This window comes from Pseudomonas brenneri (assembly GCF_007858285.1).
GTDB classification, from domain to species: domain Bacteria; phylum Pseudomonadota; class Gammaproteobacteria; order Pseudomonadales; family Pseudomonadaceae; genus Aquipseudomonas; species Aquipseudomonas brenneri.
Window position 1 is genome coordinate 172,430 of record NZ_VFIL01000006.1, and the last position, 18,636, is coordinate 191,065.

The following is an 18,636-nucleotide window of genomic DNA, read 5'->3' on the forward strand; positions in this document are numbered from 1 at the left end:
CATGCTTTAAGCCTGTCTCGCTGGCGGCTTGCGCCGCACGTAAAGGGTTTTGTCGACGCGCGCCACCAGGGTGCCGGAGCCGTCATGAATCAGGACCTTGAGGTGGGGCAAATACTTCTCGCCACCTGCGGTCTGTCGACGAATTTCATCCAGCAAGGCGTCGTCGATGGAAAATTCGGCATACACCGGGCCTTTGCCCGGCGAGATGAAATCGATGCTGGCGGCCTTATCCCAGACGATGTAGTCGCGCCCCAGGTTCTCCATCAACAGCAGCATGTAGAACGGGTCGACCATCGAATACAGGCTGCCGCCAAACTGGGTCCCGACATAATTGCGGTTGTACCAGCCCAGGCCCATGCGCACCTTGGCGTGACGAAAATCCGCACTCAGGTGCTGCACCCGAACCCCAGCCCCCAGGTACGGCGGGTATAGGCTCAAGAACCAGCGCAACAACCGCGCCTTGCCCAGGCGCTCGATCAGCCACTTACGCATCGGGGCGCGTACCCAGGCCCATGGCCTGCCGAGCGAACCAGCGCTTGGCCGGCGGCAACAGGTCCAGGCCCAGCAAGCCCAGGTTGCGACCCATGGCGACCAGCGGTTGGCCACTGCCGAACAGGCGGGTGACTTGGTCGGAGAAACCCACGGTCATTTGCTGATCCAGGCGCTGGCGTTCACGGTAGGCTTGCAACGTTGCCAGGTCGCCCGGTATTGCCGGCCCGGCCAACAACGCCTCGGCCAATGCATAAGCGTCGCGCAGCGACAGGTTGAAACCCTGGCCGGCAATCGGGTGCAGGCTGTGGGCGGCGTTGCCGAGGATCACCAAGTGCGAGCGCACTTGCTCCTCGGCCTCCACCAGCGTCAGCGGATATAAGTGACGCGCGCCGACCTGTTTCAAGGTGCCCAGGCGGTAGCCGAACACGCCCTGCAACTCACTGAGGAAGCTGCGCTCATCCAACTGCGCCAAGCGCTGGGCGTCCATGCCGACACGGGTCCAGACTAGCGCACAGCGGTTGTCCGCCAGCGGCAACAAGGCCATCGGGCCCTCGTCGGTGAAACGCTCGAACGCCTCGCCGTTATGCGCTTCGCTAGGGGTGATGTTGGCGATCAGCGCGCTCTGGTTATAGGGACGCTGTTTGACGCCAATACCCAACTGCTCGCGCAAGCCGGAGCGGCCGCCATCGGCCAGTACCGCAAGGTCGCACTCGATGACGGTTTCATCGTTGAGGGTCAGGCGGTAGCCGTCGGCCAGCGGTTCCAGGCGGCTGACTTCAGCCGGGCAACGCCAACTGATCACGTCCTTGTCCAGGCCTTGCCACAGGCACTGCCCGAGCCAGGCGTTTTCCACCACGTAGCCCAGGGCCGGCACGCCTTCTTCCAGCGCCGACAAGCGGGCGGTAGAGAAGCGGCCACGATCGGAAACGTGGATTTGCTTGATCGGCTCGGCACGCCGGGAAATGTCCTGCCACACGCCCAGGCGCTGGTAAATCTGCCGCGCACCAAACGACAGCGCCGAAGAGCGGGCGTCGTAGCTCGGCTGATAGCTGTCGCCGGGAGCGAAGGGTTCGATCAACACGATCTTCCAGCCCCGGGCCTTGGCCCCGGCCTGCAACGCCAACGCCAGGCTGGCGCCCACCAGGCCGCCGCCGATAATGGCCAGGTTGACCCGGCTCATCGGGCGGCCGCCATCAGTGCTTCGATCTCGGCCACGGTCTTGGGTACGCCGCCGGTCAGAATTTCACAGCCTTGCTTGGTCACCACCACGTCATCCTCGATGCGCACGCCTATGCCACGCCATTTCTTTGCCACGTTCTGGTTGTCCGGGGCAATGTAGATGCCCGGCTCCACGGTCAGGGCCATGCCCACTTCCAGCACTCGCCATTCGCCGCCGACCCTGTATTCGCCGACATCATGCACATCCATGCCCAGCCAGTGTCCGGCGCGGTGCATATAAAAAGCCTTGTAGGCTTCGCTGGCGATCAACTCGTCCACATCACCCTGCAACAAGCCCAGCTTCACCAACCCGGCGGTGATGACGTGCACTGTCGCCTCATGCGCCTGGTTCCAGTGCTTGTTCGGTGCGATCTGCGCAAAGGCGGCTTCCTGAGAGGCCAGCACGATTTCATAGATCGCTTTCTGCTCGGCGGAAAACTTGCCATTGACCGGCCAGGTGCGGGTGATATCGCTGGCGTAGCAGTCGATCTCACAGCCGGCATCGATCAAAACCAGATCACCATCCTTGAGCAACGCGTCATTCTGCTGGTAGTGCAGGATGCAACTGTTGCGCCCCGACGCGACGATGGAGCCATAAGCCGGCATCTTCGCCCCGCCCCGGCGGAACTCGTAATCAAGCTCGGCTTCCAGGCTGAACTCATGCAGCCCGGCGCGGCTGGCCTGCATCGCCCGGATATGGGCAGCGCAGGAAATCCGCGCAGCTTCGCGCATCACCTTCACTTCTGCGGCGGATTTATACAGGCGCATGTCGTGAAGCAGATGATCCAGGGCAACGAATTCGTTCGGCGGCTGCGCGCCGAGGTGCGCCTTGGAGCGGATCACGTTGATCCATTCCATCAGGTGCCGGTCGAACTCGGCATTGCTGCCCATGGCCGAGTACACCCTGTCGCGACCTTCGATCAGGCCGGGCAGGATGTCGTCGATATCGGTAATCGGGAAAGCATCGTCGGCGCCGTATTCGCGAATCGCGCCTTCGGTACCGGCGCGCAGGCCGTCCCACAATTCGCGCTCGGCATTGCGTTCGCGGCAGAACAGCACGTATTCGCCATGGGCGCGGCCCGGCATCAACACAATCACCGCTTCCGGTTCGGGGAAGCCGCTCAGGTACTGGAAGTCGCTGTCCTGGCGGTAGACGTGTTCGACATCACGGTTGCGGATCGCCACGGCGGCGGCCGGCAGGATCGCGATGCTGTTGGGTTCCATCTGCGCCATGAGCGCCTTGCGGCGGCGGGTGTATTCCGCTTTGGGGATATGGATCATGGGCAGATGGGTTCCCTCTCTTAGTGCAGCGACGGCTTGGGCGCTGCGGGCTCAGCGGACTTTTTGGTCTCGGTGAACAGCAGCAGCGGCGCGACGCGCAGGTATTCCATGACTTCCATGTAGTCGCCTTCGCCGTCTTCGGATTCTTCCAGGGCATCTTGCACCTGGGAGATGGCTGCCAAATCCTGCAACACTTCCTTGGCGTCGCTGCTCAACTCCAGGCCACCGGCATTTACGCCAAAACCATGGAGGAAGCCCTGGCACCATTGGCCCAGTGCGGCGGCGCGTTCGGCGAGCGGGGCGTCATCGCTTGGCAGCAGCAGGACCACAGTGACGTCATCACCGGTCAGTTCGCCCTTGACCATCTCTTGTAGGCCGATCAAGGCATTGCGCACGTTGTCCAACGGCTCGGTTTCCAACAGCTCGGCAACGTCAGCCAGCCAGTTGTCGGCGTCAAAGCCAACACCGGTGCAACTGCGGCCCAGCAGCACGCCGTGCAGTTCGGCAGGCGAGCAAGGATGACCGCTGGAGCTCAGCAGTTTGGAAAAAGCGTCGTACGGGGAGTTCTGAATAGGCATGATGAGCTAGGCGCCAGGCGGCGCGATGTCTAGAATGAAGCGCTGTATCCTAGCACCGGCAGACGCACCCGACTATCAAGGGCGTCAGATCGTTTATCCTGCAGTTGCCATTCATCAGACAAATCCAGTGGAACCCCATGGAAGACACCGACTTGCAAGCGCTGATGGCCAGACTCGAATTGCTAATTACCCGGGTCGAGCAACTAAAGAGTCAAAACGGACTCCTATTAGCTCAGGAAAAGACCTGGCGCGAGGAACGCGCTCACCTCATTGAAAAAAACGAAATCGCCCGGCGTAAGGTCGAATCGATGATTTCGCGCCTGAAGGCCCTGGAGCAAGACTCATGAGTTCAAGCAATAGCGTCACCGTGCAGATTCTCGACAAAGAATATTCAATCATCTGCCCCCAGGAAGAGCGCAGCAACCTGGTGAGCGCCGCCCGCTACCTGGATGGCAAGATGCGTGAGATCCGCAGTAGCGGCAAAGTCATCGGCGCCGACCGTATCGCCGTGATGGCCGCGCTGAACATTACCCACGATCTGCTGCACAAGCAGGAACGCCCTGACGTACAGGCCAACGGCTCGACACGCGAGCAAGTGCGCGACCTGCTGGAGCGCGTTGACCTGGCACTTTCCAACGATCAAGAGCAACCCAAGGGCTGATTGCAGCGGCTGTTTGGGGTATACTCGCTTCACTCCCTGGCGTGCTTGCCAGTCGGCGATGTCCCTGAGCCGATTCGCACTACCCTGGAAGTTGCACGTTGGGCTGGTGTGCATGTCCGCTAGACGGAAAGCCTTAAAGCCTACTGCATCTTCCACCTTGAACTTTCGGGTTCAAGGGCTAAGTCGACAGCGGTTCTGTCGGGGAGCCTGATTCCCAAACTCAATGCCAGTCCCCGGACTGGCATTGTTGTATGAGCCGACCACCATGACCGAACCTGCGCCGCTTTCCCGTCCGCAACTTCGACGCATGTTACGCAAGGCCCGCCGTGCCCTGACGCCGAGCGAGCAGCGCCAGGCCGCCCTTGGCCTGTATCGGCAACTGGCACAGCACCCGCTGTTTCGCCGGGCCAAACATATTTCCCTGTACCTGCCGATGGATGGTGAAATCGATCCGCGCTTGCTGCTGCGCGCGGCCCAGCGCCGAGGCAAGGCCACTTACCTGCCGGTGCTCAGCGCCTGGCCGCGGACCAAGATGGTGTTCCAGCGCGTGCGGCGCGGGGAAAAACTCAAACCCAATCGCTTCGGCATTCTTGAGCCACGGGCCAACCTCGGACAACAGCGCAAAGTCTGGGCACTGGACCTGGTGTTGTTACCGTTGGTGGGCTTCGACGATGCCGGTGGGCGACTGGGTATGGGTGGCGGTTTTTATGACCGCAGCCTGGCCTATCTTTCGCGCCGCAGTCACTGGCGCAAGCCAACCCTGTTGGGCCTGGCCCATGAATGCCAAAAAGTCGAACGACTGGCGCAGGCAAACTGGGATGTGCCGCTGGAAGGCACCGTTACCGATAGGACGTGGTATGTCGCAGAGGGGACGCCGCTGGAATCAACGGCGCCAAAATAGAGTCAGCGCTTGAACAATTGTGGCTGCTGCTGTTGTGCAAGTTCAACGGGGGCTTCGGTCTTGTTCGACCACAAGCTCTGTGCATACCCGGTGGTCACGACGCCCAGACCGAACAAAATAACCAAAATCCATAGTAAATCCGGTTTGCGTTTCATCGATTGCCCCCCTTCAGGCATATCACACACGATGACAGCAACGTTCCAAAGTAGTCCGTTCCAGCTGCGTCAAGCTTAAAATCCCGGCATTCTGCGTTAACGTGAACCAACACGCAAACCTTGACGTCAACCGACCGTCGGTTTGTCATGAAAGTGACGCACAACCTGCCCAATCCCCTGCAAAGGAGCAAAAACCATGGCCTATTGGCTGATGAAATCCGAGCCCGATGAGCTGTCCATCAAGGGCCTGGAAAACCTCGGCGAAGCGCGCTGGGATGGCGTGCGCAATTACCAGGCGCGCAACTTCCTGCGGGCCATGGCCGTGGGTGATGCGTTCTTCTTCTACCACTCCAGTTGCCCGGAGCCGGGGATTGCCGGCGTAGGGAAAATCGTCGAAGCGGCTTACCCAGACCCGACAGCGCTGGAACCTGACAGTCATTACTTCGACGCCAAGGCCACCCCGGAAAAAAATCCGTGGAGTGCGATCACCGTTGCCCACGTCGAAACCTTCCCCAAAGTCCTCGGGCTCGGCTACCTCAAACAGCAGACCGCCCTGGCTGAACTGCCACTGGTGCAAAAAGGCAGTCGCTTGTCGGTGATGCCGGTGACAGCCGAGCAGTGGGCGGCAATCATGACCCTGCGCTAGCGCCTAAAGGGATTCATTTGACCGGTATCAACGGCTATCGGTTACGATCCCGGCAAACTAGGACGCTAACACCGCAGGATGCACCCATGTCGACGCCCCATCGCAGTTCGCATTTTTTCGCCTTTCTCCTGATTCTGTTGTTGGTAGCCGCCGGTGGCTTCGGCTACTGGAAGTCCACCCTCGACCGCCTGCCGGAAGGCTTGAGCATGGGCAACGGCCGGCTGGAGTCCACCGAAGTGCAGATCGCCACCAAGATCCCCGGCCGCCTGGCCGAAGTACGGGTCGATGAAGGCGACAAAGTGCTAAAGGGCCAGTTGCTGGCGCGTATCGACACCCGCACCCTGGAAGCCCAGCGCGCCCAGGCCGAGGCCGAAGTGTTGCGCGCCAAGGAAAACTTCGCCGCCGCCGAAGCCAACGTGCAACTGCGCCAGAGCGAAAACCTGCTGGCCAGCCAGGAGCTCAAGCGCACCCAGGAGCTGTACCGACGCGGCTTCGCCAGCGCGCAGTTGATCGACCAGCAGCAGGCGCACCAGAACACCGGCAATGCCGCTGTGATCGCCGCCCAGGCCCAGGTCAATGCGGTCAAGGCCGCCATCGGTGCTGCCCAGGCCCAGGTGGCACAACTGACCAGTGAAATCGAAGACAGCAGCCTGCGCGCGCCCATCGACGGCATCATCCAGTTGCGCCTGGCCGAACCTGGCGAAGTGCTCGGTGCCGGCGGGCGGGTGTTGCTGCTGATTGATCCGAATGACCAGTACATGAACCTCTACCTGCCCGCCTCCGTCACCGGGCGCCTGACCGTGGGCAGCGAAGCGCGGATCGTGCTCGATGCCCTGCCGGATCAGCCACTGCCGGCAAAAATCAGCTTTGTCGCGGCCAAATCCCAGTTCACACCCAAAGAAGTGGAAACCCGCGATGAGCGCCAGAAACTGGTGTTCCGCGTCAAGCTGCGCCTGACTCAACCCAGCGCCGTGCCCCAAGCCAAGCCCGGCATGCCCGGCGCCGGCTACGTGCGCACCGCCGACCTGGACTGGCCGGCCAACCTGCAATGAACGGCCTGGCGCTGCACGCCACCGGCATCAACCACCGCTACGGCAAGCAACAGGCACTGATCGACATTGCCTTCAGCTTGCCGGCCGGCACGCGCTGCGGGCTGATCGGCCCGGATGGCGCGGGCAAGTCGAGCCTGCTGGGCTTGATCGCCGGGGTCAAAAAGCTGCAGGCCGGTGATTTGCAGGTACTCGGCGGCTCCATCGAAGACCGCCGCCACCGCAACAGCCTGTACCCGTTGATCGCCTTTATGCCCCAGGGCCTGGGCGGCAACCTGTACCCCGAGCTGTCCATCCGCGAGAACATCCGTTTCTTCGCCACCCTGTTTGGGCTGTCGAAGGCCGATTGCGACCAGCGCATGCACAACCTGCTGCTGGCCACCGACCTGGCACGCTTCGCCGACCGCCCGGCGGGTAAGCTGTCGGGCGGGATGAAGCAAAAACTGGGGCTGTGCTGCGCGCTGATCCACGATCCGGACCTGTTGATCCTCGATGAACCCACCACCGGCGTCGACCCATTGTCACGTCGACGCTTCTGGGAACTGGTGGAAAGCGTACGCAGCGAGCGCCCGCAACTGACACTACTGGTGGCCACGGCCTACATGGAGGAAGCCGAACAGTTCGAACATTGCCTGATGCTCGACCGTGGCAAACTGATCGCCGATGGCCTGAGCCATGAACTGGCCGCCATCACGCCCAGCGGCAAACTGGATGACGCCTTCACCCACTTCCAGGGCGACAGCGCCCACGACAACCAGCCGCTGGTGATCCCTCCCCGGGAAAACGGCAACAGCGACATCGCCATCGAAGCCCACGACCTGACCCTGCGCTTTGGCGACTTCATAGCGGTGAACAAAGTCAGCTTCGCCATCGGGCGTGGCGAGATTTTCGGCTTCCTGGGCTCCAACGGCTGCGGCAAGACCACCACCATGAAAGTCCTTACCGGGCTGATGCCGGCCAGCGAGGGCAGCGCCATGCTGTTGGGCAACCCGGTGAATGCCAAGGACCTGGCGACCCGCAAGCGCGTGGGGTTCATGTCCCAGAGTTTCTCGTTGTACGGCGAACTCAGCGTGCGCCAGAACCTGGTGCTGCATGCCCAGTTGTTCGACTTGCCCAAGGCCGACAGTGGCCCGCGTATCGATGAGCTGATCCAGCGCTTTGACCTGAGCCATATCGCCGACCAGCCGTCCGGCAAGTTGCCGCTGGGGTTGCGCCAGCGCCTGTCCCTGGCCGTAGCGGTGCTGCATCGGCCGGAAGTGCTGATCCTCGACGAACCCACCTCCGGCGTCGACCCCGCCGCGCGGGATGATTTCTGGCGCTTGCTGGTGGAGTTGTCCCGCGAGCAAGGGGTGACCATTTTCCTGTCCACCCACTTTATGAACGAAGCCCAGCGCTGCGACCGTATTTCGTTGATGCATGCCGGCAAGGTGCTGGCCTGCGACACCCCAGACGCCCTGCAACAACAGTTCCACGGCGACACACTGGAAGCGGCCTTCGTCACCTGCCTGGAACAGGCTCAGGGCGCCCCCGAAACCGCCACGCCGAACGAAACCGTGAGCGCCGCCAGTGCGCCACCCATCAGTAAACGCGGCTTCAGCCTGGCCCGCTTGCTGGCCGTAGCCAGCCGCGAAGGCAAGGAGTTGCTGCGCGACAAGGTCCGCATGGCCTTTGCCCTGCTCGGCGCGATCTTCATGATGGTGATCTTCGGTTACGGCATTTCCCTGGATGTGGAAAAGCTCGCCTTCGCCGTGTATGACCAGGACCAGACCCCGCAAAGCCGTGCCTATCTGGAAGCCTTCCGCAGTTCGCGCTACTTCGCCGAACAGCCACCGATCACCGACTCGGCCGAACTGCACCGCCGCCTGCAACGCTCGGAAATCAAACTGGCCCTGGAGATTCCTCCCGGCTTTGGCCGCGACCTGTATGCCGGACGCCAACCCGCGGTGGCCGCCTGGCTCGATGGCGGCATGCCGTTTCGCGCCGAGACCAGCCGCAACTATGTAGAAGCGGTACACCAGGCCAATCTCCAGCAATTGGCCGAACTCAACAGCACACCGCTGTCCCGACCCGCTGCCGCCAAACTGGAAACCCGCTTTCGCTACAACCAGGACGTGGTCAGCGTAAATGCCATCGGCCCGGGCGTGATGGCGCTGATCCTGGCGTTTATCCCGGCGATGCTCACCGCCCTGGGCATCGTGCGTGAAAAAGAACTGGGCTCGATCACCAACTTCTACGCCACGCCGCTGACCCGCCTGGAATTCCTCCTCGGCAAACAGGCGCCCTACCTGGCCGTCAGCCTGATCAACCTGGCGTTGCTGGTGGCAATGAACCGCTGGCTATTCGGCGTGCCGTTCAAGGGCAGCGGCGTGACCCTGGCGTTTGGCGGCCTGTTGTATGTGCTGGCCACCACCAGCATGGGCCTGCTGATTTCCGCGTTCACCCGCACCCAGATCGCCGCGATCCTCGGCACCATGATCATCACCAGCCTGCCGACCATCCAGTTCTCCGGGCTGATCGTGCCACGCTCATCCCTGGAAGGTGCGGCCGCACTGATGGGTATGCTGTTTCCCGCTGGTTACTTCCTCGACGTCGCCGTTGGCACCTTCACCAAAGCCCTGGACCTGCGCCAGCTATGGCCACAGTGCCTGGCGCTGTTCGGGTTTTTCCTGGGGTTCACCGGGCTTAGCCTGGTCATGCTCAAGAAGCAGGAGGCCTGATGCATAAGCTTGCGCATATCCTGCGTCTGGGGATCAAAGAACTCACCAGCCTGCGCCACGACAGCGTATTGCTGCTGTTTCTGTTCTACGCCTTCACCGTGGCTATCTATATGCCCGCGGCCGGCTCGGTGATTGGCGTGCACAACGCCAGCGTCGCGTTTGTCGATGAAGACCATGGCCAACTGTCCCGCCAACTGGCGCAAGCCCTGCAACCACCGCAATTCCAGCCCGCCGCACCACTGGCCTACGACCAGTTGGACAAGGTCATGGACAGCGGCCAGTACACCTTCGTGATCAATGTGCCGGCCAACTTCCAGGCCGACCTGCTGGCCGGACGCCAACCGAGCGTGCAGGTCAACGTGGATGCCACGGCGATGAGCCAGGCCTTTATGGGCGCGGGGTATATCGGGCGGATATTCCAGCGCGAACTGCTGACCTACAGCGGCCAGGCCGACGTCGCCAGCCGGGCGCCGGCGACACTGACCACCCGGGCACTGTTCAACACCAACCTGGAGGGTGGCTGGTTCCTGGCGGTGATCCAGATCGTCAACAACATCACCATCCTTGCCATCGTCCTGACCGGCACCGCACTGCTGCGCGAGCGCGAGCACGGCACCCTCGATCATTTGCTGGTGCTGCCGCTGACCGCGCTGGAAATCATGCTGGCAAAAATCTGGAGCAACATGCTGGTGGTGGTGCTGTGTACGTGGCTGTCGCTGGAAGTGGTGGTCAAGGGCATGCTCGGCGTGCCGCTGGCCGGTTCGTTGAGCCTGTTCCTGCTGGTGACGGCGTTGTACCTGTTTGCCAGCACCGCCCTGGGCATCTTCCTCGCCACCCTCGCCCGCTCGACGCCACAGTTCGGGCTGCTGGCGATTCCGGTGATCATTCCGATGCTGTTGCTGTCAGGCGGCAGCACACCGCTGGACAGCATGCCGCAATGGTTGCAGTGGGTGATGCAGGGCTCGCCGTCGACGCATTTTGTGAGCTTGAGTGCGGCGATTCTGTTCCGCGATGCGGGAGTGAACGTGGTGTGGCCGGATTTGCTGGCGCTGGCGGGGATTGGGTTGTTGTTTTTTGCGGTGGCGTTGGCGCGGTTTAGGAAGAGTTTGGCTTCTTGAATAAAACCTTCAAAACTAAAAGCTATAAAAATATTGCACTTAGTAAAAAATACCATAAAGACCTGTCAGTTATAACAGTAGTCCGCGACCCTCTCCGATGGTTAATTATAAAAGCGAGTGCAAACTTATTGCCTTCAACATTTCAAGGAAAGCAAAAAATGATTAACTCACCGGAATCAAATAAAAACCGCTCCCAAGACAACGATATCAAACACGATATAAAAATCATTATTGACCCAAAAAAACCTCTAGGGAGAACAACGGTCACTGGAGAATTCAGTCCACATGGCTCCCTAGGAAGGATAGAGGTTGAATATACCCACAAGGACTTAATATATACTCTTAAAGCTATTAGATACATGTGCGCGAACGACACTGGATTCTCGCGAAATCCAAAATTCATAATTAAGCCCATGCTTATCCAAGGACCTGAGCTATCATTCACCCCTGTTAAGGATGGGCAATGGCATGCCTGGGGGGCGTCTGGAGATTATAAAACAAGTCAACCTAGCTTAATCGTCACCTTTACGTTTATTTTCGACTCAAATCCAGACGGGGCCTCTATAGTTGACAATAAGACATTACTACTTACCGCATAATTTTCATTGCAACCAGCAACCTAGGTTGCTGGTTTTCTATACCTGACAAAAAACTCAATCAGTTCAGCTCTATTGAATGATCAGGTTATTGAACAACAGATCCTCAACCACCGGTTTACCCGTCTCGTCACTCATCACTTGCTGCGTCTGCTTCAATGCTTCCTGGCGCAGCTTTTCCTTACCCTCAACACTGCCCATGCTCTCGACAGTCTGCTGGGTAAACAACGCCACCAATTGGTTACGAATCAACGGTTCATTGGCCTTGATCGCCGCCGCCGCTTCCGGGCCGGTCACGCGCAGGGCCACATCGGCTTTGTACACCCGCAGTTTCGGGCCGCCATCCAGGGCATAGTTGCCGACAAAGGGCGGGGTCAGGCTGTAATAGCTGACCTTCGGCGCTTCGCCTTCCTTGGCTTCTTCGGCATGGGCTGCCATCGGCAACGTCAGGGCCAGCATCAACAGGATCCACGCTTTCACAGTTCATTCCTCAAATTCGGTTGCCAGTAGCATAACGCTAGCAAGGCAGAGCACAAGCTTATGGCGACTTATCAGGCCGGGGCATGCTCGTTGACCCGTGACCTGACCCACCTACACTTATCGGCCACTACGCCAAAAGGAAGAGTCCGATGAAAGCCGTGCTGTGCAAAGCCTTCGGCCCCGCCGAAACCCTGGTGCTGGAAGAGGTCGCCAGCCCCGCGATCAAGAAGAACGAGATCCTGCTGGATGTGCATGCCGCGGGGGTGAATTTCCCGGACACGCTGATCATCGAGGGCAAGTACCAGTTCAAACCGCCCTTCCCGTTCTCGCCGGGCGGCGAAGCGGCAGGCGTGGTCAGCGAAGTCGGGGAAAAGGTCAGCCACCTGAAGGTCGGTGATCGGGTCATGGCGTTGACCGGCTGGGGCAGCTTTGCCGAACAGGTCGCGGTGCCGGGCTATAACGTGCTGCCGATTCCGCCGAGCATGAGTTTCAACACCGCCGCCGCCTTCAGCATGACCTACGGCACCTCGATGCACGCCCTCAAGCAACGCGGCCACTTGGCGGCCGGCGAGACCCTGCTGGTGCTGGGCGCATCCGGTGGCGTGGGCCTGGCCGCCGTGGAGATCGGCAAGGCCATGGGCGCCCGGGTGATCGCCGCTGCCAGCAGCGCCGACAAATTGGCCGTGGCCAAGGCGGCGGGGGCTGATGAGTTGATCAATTACAGCGAGACCAATCTCAAGGATGAAATCAAGCGCCTGACCGACGGCAACGGCGCAGACGTGATCTACGACCCGGTGGGCGGCGATCTGTTTGACCAGGCCGTTCGCGCCATTGCCTGGAACGGCCGGCTGCTGGTGGTGGGGTTTGCCAGCGGGCGCATTCCCGAGTTGCCGGTGAACCTGGCACTGCTCAAGGGCGCGGCGGTGGTTGGGGTGTTCTGGGGCGCATTTGCCCAGCGCCAACCCCAGGACAATGCGGCGAACTTCCAGCAATTGTTCAGTTGGTATGCCGAGGGGAAGTTGAAGCCATTGGTGTCGCAGGTGTATCCGCTGGATAACGCAGCGCAGGCGATTAATGACCTCGGGCAGCGCAAGGCCGTGGGCAAGGTAGTCGTCCAGGTCCGCTAGTGATTTGAAATGCAATCAATGTGGGAGCGGTGTATCAGTCACATTTTCAGTGGCTGATACACCGCAATCGCGAGCAAGCCCGCTCCCACATTTTGATCTCCAGCGCTATCAGAAGCCAGTTACGACCACAACTTATCTATTTGCGACATGTTCGTAAAAGAACATGCAATTGCTCAAATTTCCTGTGTTTGCAGATAAGAGGCGATGCTATTTTCGGTAACGAAACTGTAACATTCGCATCCGCAGTCAAAACAAGAAATCTGGAGCTCTTGAATGTTTGCTTTCTTTCGTCCTGCCGCACATCAGGCGCCCCTGCCTGAAGAAAAAATCGACAGTACCTACCGACGCCTGCGCTGGCAGATCTTCGCCGGTATTTTCATCGGTTACGCAGGGTATTACCTGCTGCGCAAAAACTTCTCCCTGGCCATGCCGTACCTGATCGACGAGGGTTACACCCGTGGTCAACTGGGCTTGGCCATGTCGGCGATTGCGATTGCCTACGGTCTGTCCAAGTTCCTCATGGGCCTGGTGTCCGACCGCTCCAACCCGCGCTATTTCCTGCCCTTTGGCTTGCTGGTATCGGCCGGGGTGATGTTCATTTTCGGTTTCGCGCCTTGGGCCACCTCCAGCGTGACCATGATGTTCATTTTGCTGTTCATCAACGGCTGGGCCCAGGGCATGGGCTGGCCGCCGAGCGGGCGAACCATGGTGCACTGGTGGTCGCAGAAAGAACGCGGCGGCGTGGTGTCGGTATGGAACGTGGCGCATAACGTCGGCGGCGGCCTGATCGGCCCGCTGTTCCTGCTGGGCATGGCCTGGTTCAACGATTGGCATGCGGCGTTCTATGTGCCGGCCACCGTGGCCCTGCTGGTGGCGGCATTTGCCTTTATCACCATGCGCGATACCCCGCAGTCTGTGGGCCTGCCGCCCATCGAGCAGTACAAGAACGACTACCCGGAAGGCTACGACGCCAGCCACGAAGAGGAATTCAGCGCCAAGGAAATCTTCGTCAAGTACGTGCTGCGCAACAAAATGCTCTGGTACATAGCCCTGGCTAACGTCTTCGTCTACTTGCTGCGCTATGGCGTGCTGGACTGGGCGCCGACTTACCTCAAGGAAGCCAAGCACTTCACGGTCGACAAGTCGTCCTGGGCGTACTTCTTCTACGAGTGGGCTGGGATTCCCGGCACACTGTTGTGCGGCTGGATGTCGGATAAGATCTTCCGTGGCAACCGTGGCCTGACCGGCATTGTGTTCATGGCGTTGGTCACCGTCGCGACCCTGGTGTACTGGCTCAATCCGCCAGGCAACCCGATGGTCGACATGATCGCGCTGTTCTCCATTGGCTTCTTGATCTACGGCCCGGTGATGCTGATCGGCCTGCAGGCGCTGGAGCTGGCACCGAAGAAGGCTGCGGGTACGGCGGCGGGCTTCACCGGCCTGTTCGGTTACCTGGGCGGTTCGGTGGCGGCCAGTGCGGCCATGGGCTACACCGTGGACCACTTCGGCTGGGACGGCGGCTTTGTGCTGCTGATCGGCGCGTGCCTGTTGGCCATCGCGTTCCTGATTCCTACGCTGTGGCACACCAATAGCGTCAGCTCGGCGCGTTAATCGCCGCCGCAGCCTTTGGCACATCGCTTGAGCCGCGCCTCCAGATTCTTGTCTGGCATGGCGTGGCTACGCAGGGCGTTGACGGTCTGCTCGACATAATCGCGAGTAGTGCCGTAGCGCCCGCAAGCGCTGGCGAATACCTGATTCAGCACACTGTCGGGCAAGTTGCCAGCATAGCTGGGCAGGTGCCGCTCCAGCACAAAACCCAATGCCTGCACCTGGCTGCCATCTTCAAGCCGGCAACTGAGCCAGTGCGGCCGATACGAAGGGTAAGGCATCTCCCGCTGCCACAAGGCATAGAGCGAGGCTTCCAACTGCTCCTCCGGCAGGCGGTAGGCAAAGCCGCTGCACGAGCCGCCACGATCCAGGCCAAATACCAGCCCCGGCAACTCCGGCGTACCCCGATGCTCGTGGGACCACAGGTACAGGCCCCGGTGATAACCGTGGACCCGTGCGCGCAGGCGCTGGGTGGCCGAACACTCGGGGCGCCAGATCAGCGAGCCATACGCAAACAGCCAGACCGGCCCACCCTTGTGCAGGCCCATGGTGGCCTGCATCGAGCTCATCAATTGTTCGTGAGTGAGTTGCGGCCCCAGATCGAGTCGCGGTGGGTAAGCCAATTGCAGAAGTTCGGATTCAATAACGGTCATGGCAGATCGCTTAGGTCTCCTGTGCATTACCAGTTATAGGCGACTTTACCGTAATAGAACGCGCCGCTGTAACCGCAAGGCGAAAAAGTGCTATAGGCCGCGTAGTCACGCCGGGCGTACCCGCTTCAGCGCCTTCCACCAAGCTGTATTGGCGGGAAGTCGGTAGCCCGACGACATATAGCTTAATGACATTTATTTGTACGAATAAATACCCTTTATGAATAAGAAAAAGCATAAGCAACGTGCCCCTTTCGTCAGGATTACTCCAGAAAACCCCGCTATTTTCAGCGCCCGTTCAGCCTTTATGGAGGATGAACCCTCAAAATAGGCCCGCGTCACGACCCATTTAGCCGTGCATTCACCGACTATCGAGGTCGCCCCATGAAAAACCGACTTTCCGGCCTGCTGCTCCTGGCGCAGGCCACCACCGCCCTGGCCGCCGAAGCGCCAGCCAACGACGACAAAGGCTTCTGGTACGCCCAGACCAGCGTCTACACCCGGCACTTTGCGCCGGACCCCGAGCACAACAACAACCAGGACCTGATCGGCCTGGAGCGCAATGACGCTTCGGGGTGGGTGTATGGCGGTGCGACCTTTCGCAACTCGTTTCGCCAGCGCTCGTATTACGCTTACGCGGGCAAACGCTATGACATGGCCGACTATCCGGTGTACTTGAAGCTGACCGGCGGGGCGATCCAGGGCTACCGCGGCAAGTACCGCGACAAGATTCCATTGAACCGCTATGGCGTGGCGCCAGTGATCATTCCTTCGGTCGGGGCTCACTACGGGCCGGTAGCGGCGGAGTTCGTGCTGCTGGGGTTCAATGCGGCGATGGTGACCACGGGCCTGCGGTTCTGACGCCGACAGGCCTGAGTAGACACAATCCAGTGTGGGAGCAAGCCCGCTCCCACAGGTCAGGAGCGCGGGGCGTAGGCAAACACGTCGGCGCGCATCTGGTGTGCATCCATGCCGGCGTTGACCAGCGCATCCAGCGTGCCATAGATCATCGCGGGTGAACCGCTGGCGTAGACATGCACACCCTTGAGGTCGCTGATGTCTTCACACACCGCCTCATGCAACAAACCACAGCGCCCCTCCCAACCGCACAGGTCACTGACCACTTTGTGCAGGAACAGATTGGGCAATTGCTGCCACTGCTCCCAATGTTCGACCTGGTAGAAATCATCCGGTTGGCGCACGCCCCAATACAGATGCACCGGGTGCTTGAAACCGCTGGCCCGGCAGTGCTCGATCAGGCTGTGCATCTGTGCCATACCGGTGCCAGCCGCGATCAGCACCAGCGGCCCGTCGGGCAATTCGGCCAGATGGGTATCGCCAAATGGTAGCTCGACCCGCGCCATCTGGTTGCGCAGCAACTGCTCGATCAGGCTGCGGGCGCTGTCTTCACGCACCAGCACATGCAACTCCAGCTCCCGCCCGGCGTGGGGCGCCGACGCCAGGGAAAACGCCGACTTTTCGCCGTTTTCCCGCTCGATCATCAGGTACTGGCCCGCGTGGTAGCGTACCGCCTTGCCGGCCGGCGCCCGCAGGCGCACGCGCCACACGTCGCCACCCAGGTCCACGCACTCGCTCAACTGGCAGGCAAGTTTGCGCACCGGCAACTCTCCCGGCGCCAGCACGCCATCCCACAGCACGATGCAATCTTCCAGCGGCTCGGCAATGCAGGTGTAGAACTCACCATGGTCACGCACCTCGCCGGCCTGTTGCACCCGGCCCTCGACCAACAGGGCCGCGCACACGTGGCACACGCCGTTGCGGCACGCCTGGGGGCATTCGTAGCCAAGGCGCCGTGCACCTTCAAGAATCCGCTCGCCGGGCTGCAAGTCAAGGACCGCGCCGGAAGGTTGCAGGGTTACACGCATCAATCTATTCCCAATTCTTTCCACATCGCATCGACACGCGCCGTCACGGCTTCATCCTTGACGATCACCCGGCCCCACTCGCGGGTGGTTTCACCCGGCCATTTATGGGTGGCATCCAGGCCCATCTTCGAGCCCAGGCCCGACACCGGCGAGGCGAAGTCGAGGTAGTCGATCGGCGTGTTGTCGATCATTACCGTGTCGCGCTTGGGGTCCATGCGCGTGGTAATGGCCCAGATCACGTCGTTCCAGTCCCGGGCGTTGATGTCGTCGTCGGTGACGATAACGAACTTGGTGTACATGAACTGTCGCAAAAACGACCACACACCGAGCATTACCCGCTTGGCATGGCCCGGGTACGACTTCTTCATGGTCACGATGGCCATGCGATACGAGCAACCCTCGGGCGGCAGGTAGAAGTCGGTGATTTCCGGGAACTGCTTCTGCAGGATCGGCACAAACACCTCGTTCAGCGCCACGCCGAGAATCGCCGGCTCATCAGGCGGCCGGCCGGTGTAGGTGCTGTGGTAGATCGGTTTGATCCGGTGGGTGATGCGTTCGACGGTGAACACCGGGAAGCTGTCGACTTCATTGTAGTAGCCGGTGTGATCGCCATACGGGCCTTCATCGGCCATCTCGCCCGGATGAATCACGCCTTCGAGGATGATTTCGGCGGTGGCCGGTACTTGCAGGTCGTTGCCACGGCACTTCACCAGCTCGGTGCGGTTGCCGCGCAGCAGGCCGGCAAAGGCGTATTCGGACAGGCTGTCGGGCACCGGCGTCACGGCGCCGAGGATGGTCGCCGGGTCGGCGCCCAGGGCCACCGAGACCGGGAACGGCTGGCCGGGGTGCTTCTCGCACCACTCACGGAAGTCCAGCGCGCCACCACGGTGGCTCAGCCAACGCATGATCACTTTGTTGCGGCCGATCACTTGCTGGCGGTAGATCCCCAGGTTCTGGCGATCCTTGTTCGGGCCCTTGGTGACGGTCAGGCCCCAGGTGATCAACGGGCCGACATCGCCGGGCCAGCAGGTCTGGACCGGAAGCATCGCCAGGTCGACATCATCGCCTTCGATGACCACTTCCTGGCAAACCGCGTCCTTGACCACCTTGGGCGCCATGGCAATGATCTTGCGAAAGATCGGCAGCTTCGACCACGCGTCCTTCAGGCCCTTGGGCGGCTCGGGCTCCTTGAGGAAGGCCAGCAGCTTGCCGATTTCGCGCAGTTCGCTGACCGACTCGGCGCCCATGCCGAAGGCCACCCGGTCGGGCGTGCCGAACAGGTTGCCGAGCACCGGGATATCAAAGCCTGTGGGGTTCTCGAACAGCAGCGCCGGGCCCTTGTTGCGCAAGGTGCGGTCGCAAATCTCAGTCATTTCCAGGACCGGGGACACCGGCACCTGAATACGTTTCAACTCTCCGCGCTGCTCAAGTTGCTGCACGAAATCCCGAAGATCCTTGAATTTCATTAACCAT

20 protein-coding genes and 1 other RNA gene are annotated in these 18,636 nt (G+C 60.7%); 12 read left to right on the top strand and 9 right to left on the bottom strand.

What is annotated here, in order from left to right; translation table 11 throughout:
- Positions 1-6: 6 nt before the first annotated feature.
- Genes FJD34_RS15005 through FJD34_RS15020 form a run of 4 tightly spaced genes read right to left on the bottom strand, consistent with a single transcriptional unit; the run spans position 7 to position 3,569 of the window.
- Positions 7-492 carry a DUF4442 domain-containing protein gene (locus tag FJD34_RS15005; protein ID WP_032856973.1) on the bottom strand — a complete coding sequence of 162 codons (486 nt, stop codon included), beginning with the start codon at positions 490-492 and terminating at the stop codon, positions 7-9.
- Positions 485-1,672 carry a 2-octaprenyl-6-methoxyphenyl hydroxylase gene (gene ubiH, locus FJD34_RS15010; protein WP_090292366.1) on the bottom strand — a complete coding sequence of 396 codons (1,188 nt, stop codon included), beginning with the start codon at positions 1,670-1,672 and terminating at the stop codon, positions 485-487. The genes FJD34_RS15005 and ubiH overlap by 8 nt, the downstream gene beginning before the upstream one ends.
- Complete coding sequence (gene pepP, locus FJD34_RS15015) at positions 1,669-2,991, bottom strand: Xaa-Pro aminopeptidase (protein WP_065942419.1); 1,323 nt, start codon at positions 2,989-2,991, stop codon at positions 1,669-1,671. Before pepP ends, ubiH begins: the two co-directional genes overlap by 4 nt.
- Before the next feature lie 20 nt (positions 2,992-3,011).
- Positions 3,012-3,569, bottom strand: coding sequence for a YecA/YgfB family protein (locus FJD34_RS15020; protein ID WP_032856970.1), 558 nt, complete (start codon positions 3,567-3,569; stop codon positions 3,012-3,014).
- A 137-nt stretch (positions 3,570-3,706) separates the two neighbouring features.
- On the opposite strand from FJD34_RS15020, the gene FJD34_RS15025 reads away from it, so the two are divergent.
- From FJD34_RS15025 to FJD34_RS15040, 4 genes are all read left to right on the top strand, one after another.
- Positions 3,707-3,916, top strand: coding sequence for a TIGR02449 family protein (locus tag FJD34_RS15025; protein WP_007982902.1), 210 nt, complete (start codon positions 3,707-3,709; stop codon positions 3,914-3,916).
- On the top strand, positions 3,913-4,230 hold the full coding sequence (locus FJD34_RS15030) for a cell division protein ZapA (protein ID WP_032856969.1): 318 nt from the start codon (positions 3,913-3,915) through the stop codon (positions 4,228-4,230). Before FJD34_RS15025 ends, FJD34_RS15030 begins: the two co-directional genes overlap by 4 nt.
- Before the next feature lie 30 nt (positions 4,231-4,260).
- Positions 4,261-4,439: non-coding RNA, 6S RNA (gene ssrS, locus FJD34_RS15035), on the top strand.
- Positions 4,440-4,495: 56 nt separating this feature from the next.
- Positions 4,496-5,131, top strand: a complete 636-nt coding sequence (locus tag FJD34_RS15040; RefSeq protein WP_090292367.1) for a 5-formyltetrahydrofolate cyclo-ligase — start codon at positions 4,496-4,498, stop codon at positions 5,129-5,131.
- 2 nt (positions 5,132-5,133) lie between these two features.
- On the opposite strand, the gene FJD34_RS28075 is transcribed toward FJD34_RS15040, so the two are convergent.
- A complete protein-coding gene (locus tag FJD34_RS28075) occupies positions 5,134-5,286 on the bottom strand; it encodes a hypothetical protein (protein ID WP_090292371.1) in 153 nt (50 codons plus the stop codon).
- 196 nt (positions 5,287-5,482) lie between these two features.
- Between FJD34_RS28075 and FJD34_RS15045 the strand changes: the two genes are divergently transcribed.
- The 5 genes from FJD34_RS15045 (at position 5,483) to FJD34_RS15065 (ending at position 11,415) form a co-directional block, all read left to right on the top strand.
- Entirely contained in the window at positions 5,483-5,932 is a 450-nt protein-coding gene (locus FJD34_RS15045) for an EVE domain-containing protein (RefSeq protein WP_032856967.1), read from the top strand.
- Positions 5,933-6,018: 86 nt separating this feature from the next.
- The gene (locus tag FJD34_RS15050; protein ID WP_032856966.1) at positions 6,019-6,984 is read left to right on the top strand and encodes an HlyD family secretion protein; all 966 of its coding nucleotides are present in this window, start codon (positions 6,019-6,021) and stop codon (positions 6,982-6,984) included.
- Positions 6,981-9,698 carry a ribosome-associated ATPase/putative transporter RbbA gene (gene rbbA / locus FJD34_RS15055; RefSeq protein ID WP_090292373.1) on the top strand — a complete coding sequence of 906 codons (2,718 nt, stop codon included), beginning with the start codon at positions 6,981-6,983 and terminating at the stop codon, positions 9,696-9,698. The genes FJD34_RS15050 and rbbA overlap by 4 nt, the downstream gene beginning before the upstream one ends.
- Positions 9,698-10,816, top strand: a complete 1,119-nt coding sequence (locus tag FJD34_RS15060; RefSeq protein WP_032856964.1) for an ABC transporter permease — start codon at positions 9,698-9,700, stop codon at positions 10,814-10,816. The genes rbbA and FJD34_RS15060 overlap by 1 nt, the downstream gene beginning before the upstream one ends.
- The gene (locus FJD34_RS15065; RefSeq protein ID WP_139115624.1) at positions 10,813-11,415 is read left to right on the top strand and encodes a hypothetical protein; all 603 of its coding nucleotides are present in this window, start codon (positions 10,813-10,815) and stop codon (positions 11,413-11,415) included. The genes FJD34_RS15060 and FJD34_RS15065 overlap by 4 nt, the downstream gene beginning before the upstream one ends.
- Before the next feature lie 69 nt (positions 11,416-11,484).
- Here the strand turns inward: FJD34_RS15065 and FJD34_RS15070 are convergent, their stop codons facing one another.
- Positions 11,485-11,892 (bottom strand): flagellar basal body-associated protein FliL, encoded by a 408-nt coding sequence (locus FJD34_RS15070; protein ID WP_032856962.1) that lies wholly within the window; start codon positions 11,890-11,892, stop codon positions 11,485-11,487.
- Between the two features lie 149 nt (positions 11,893-12,041).
- Here FJD34_RS15070 and FJD34_RS15075 point away from each other — a divergent pair, with 149 nt between their 5' ends.
- Positions 12,042-13,019, top strand: coding sequence for an NADPH:quinone oxidoreductase family protein (locus tag FJD34_RS15075; protein ID WP_032856961.1), 978 nt, complete (start codon positions 12,042-12,044; stop codon positions 13,017-13,019).
- Between the two features lie 273 nt (positions 13,020-13,292).
- Entirely contained in the window at positions 13,293-14,630 is a 1,338-nt protein-coding gene (glpT, locus tag FJD34_RS15080; protein ID WP_032856960.1) for a glycerol-3-phosphate transporter, read from the top strand.
- On the opposite strand, the gene FJD34_RS15085 is transcribed toward glpT, so the two are convergent.
- Positions 14,627-15,280, bottom strand: a complete 654-nt coding sequence (locus FJD34_RS15085) for a gamma-glutamylcyclotransferase (protein ID WP_032856959.1) — start codon at positions 15,278-15,280, stop codon at positions 14,627-14,629. The genes glpT and FJD34_RS15085 overlap by 4 nt on opposite strands.
- A gap of 381 nt (positions 15,281-15,661) precedes the next feature.
- Here FJD34_RS15085 and FJD34_RS15090 point away from each other — a divergent pair, with 381 nt between their 5' ends.
- Entirely contained in the window at positions 15,662-16,138 is a 477-nt protein-coding gene (locus FJD34_RS15090; protein ID WP_090292376.1) for a sn-glycerol-3-phosphate transporter, read from the top strand.
- A 56-nt stretch (positions 16,139-16,194) separates the two neighbouring features.
- On the opposite strand, the gene FJD34_RS15095 is transcribed toward FJD34_RS15090, so the two are convergent.
- Both FJD34_RS15095 and ubiD read right to left on the bottom strand, forming a co-directional pair.
- Entirely contained in the window at positions 16,195-17,163 is a 969-nt protein-coding gene (locus FJD34_RS15095) for a CDP-6-deoxy-delta-3,4-glucoseen reductase (protein ID WP_090292378.1), read from the bottom strand.
- On the bottom strand, positions 17,163-18,629 hold the full coding sequence (gene ubiD, locus FJD34_RS15100; RefSeq protein WP_038444369.1) for a 4-hydroxy-3-polyprenylbenzoate decarboxylase: 1,467 nt from the start codon (positions 18,627-18,629) through the stop codon (positions 17,163-17,165). The genes FJD34_RS15095 and ubiD overlap by 1 nt, the downstream gene beginning before the upstream one ends.
- Positions 18,630-18,636: the final 7 nt, after the last annotated feature.

Coding starts and splice junctions, on each gene's coding strand:
- FJD34_RS15005 (WP_032856973.1), bottom strand. CDS start 492: ATGCGTAAGTGGCTGATCGAGCGCCTGGGCAAGGCGCGGTTGTTGCGC.
- ubiH (WP_090292366.1), bottom strand. CDS start 1,672: ATGAGCCGGGTCAACCTGGCCATTATCGGCGGCGGCCTGGTGGGCGCC.
- pepP (WP_065942419.1), bottom strand. CDS start 2,991: ATGATCCATATCCCCAAAGCGGAATACACCCGCCGCCGCAAGGCGCTC.
- FJD34_RS15020 (WP_032856970.1), bottom strand. CDS start 3,569: ATGCCTATTCAGAACTCCCCGTACGACGCTTTTTCCAAACTGCTGAGC.
- FJD34_RS15025 (WP_007982902.1), top strand. CDS start 3,707: ATGGAAGACACCGACTTGCAAGCGCTGATGGCCAGACTCGAATTGCTA.
- FJD34_RS15030 (WP_032856969.1), top strand. CDS start 3,913: ATGAGTTCAAGCAATAGCGTCACCGTGCAGATTCTCGACAAAGAATAT.
- FJD34_RS15040 (WP_090292367.1), top strand. CDS start 4,496: ATGACCGAACCTGCGCCGCTTTCCCGTCCGCAACTTCGACGCATGTTA.
- FJD34_RS28075 (WP_090292371.1), bottom strand. CDS start 5,286: ATGAAACGCAAACCGGATTTACTATGGATTTTGGTTATTTTGTTCGGT.
- FJD34_RS15045 (WP_032856967.1), top strand. CDS start 5,483: ATGGCCTATTGGCTGATGAAATCCGAGCCCGATGAGCTGTCCATCAAG.
- FJD34_RS15050 (WP_032856966.1), top strand. CDS start 6,019: ATGTCGACGCCCCATCGCAGTTCGCATTTTTTCGCCTTTCTCCTGATT.
- rbbA (WP_090292373.1), top strand. CDS start 6,981: ATGAACGGCCTGGCGCTGCACGCCACCGGCATCAACCACCGCTACGGC.
- FJD34_RS15060 (WP_032856964.1), top strand. CDS start 9,698: ATGCATAAGCTTGCGCATATCCTGCGTCTGGGGATCAAAGAACTCACC.
- FJD34_RS15075 (WP_032856961.1), top strand. CDS start 12,042: ATGAAAGCCGTGCTGTGCAAAGCCTTCGGCCCCGCCGAAACCCTGGTG.
- glpT (WP_032856960.1), top strand. CDS start 13,293: ATGTTTGCTTTCTTTCGTCCTGCCGCACATCAGGCGCCCCTGCCTGAA.
- FJD34_RS15085 (WP_032856959.1), bottom strand. CDS start 15,280: ATGACCGTTATTGAATCCGAACTTCTGCAATTGGCTTACCCACCGCGA.
- FJD34_RS15090 (WP_090292376.1), top strand. CDS start 15,662: ATGAAAAACCGACTTTCCGGCCTGCTGCTCCTGGCGCAGGCCACCACC.
- FJD34_RS15095 (WP_090292378.1), bottom strand. CDS start 17,163: ATGCGTGTAACCCTGCAACCTTCCGGCGCGGTCCTTGACTTGCAGCCC.
- ubiD (WP_038444369.1), bottom strand. CDS start 18,629: ATGAAATTCAAGGATCTTCGGGATTTCGTGCAGCAACTTGAGCAGCGC.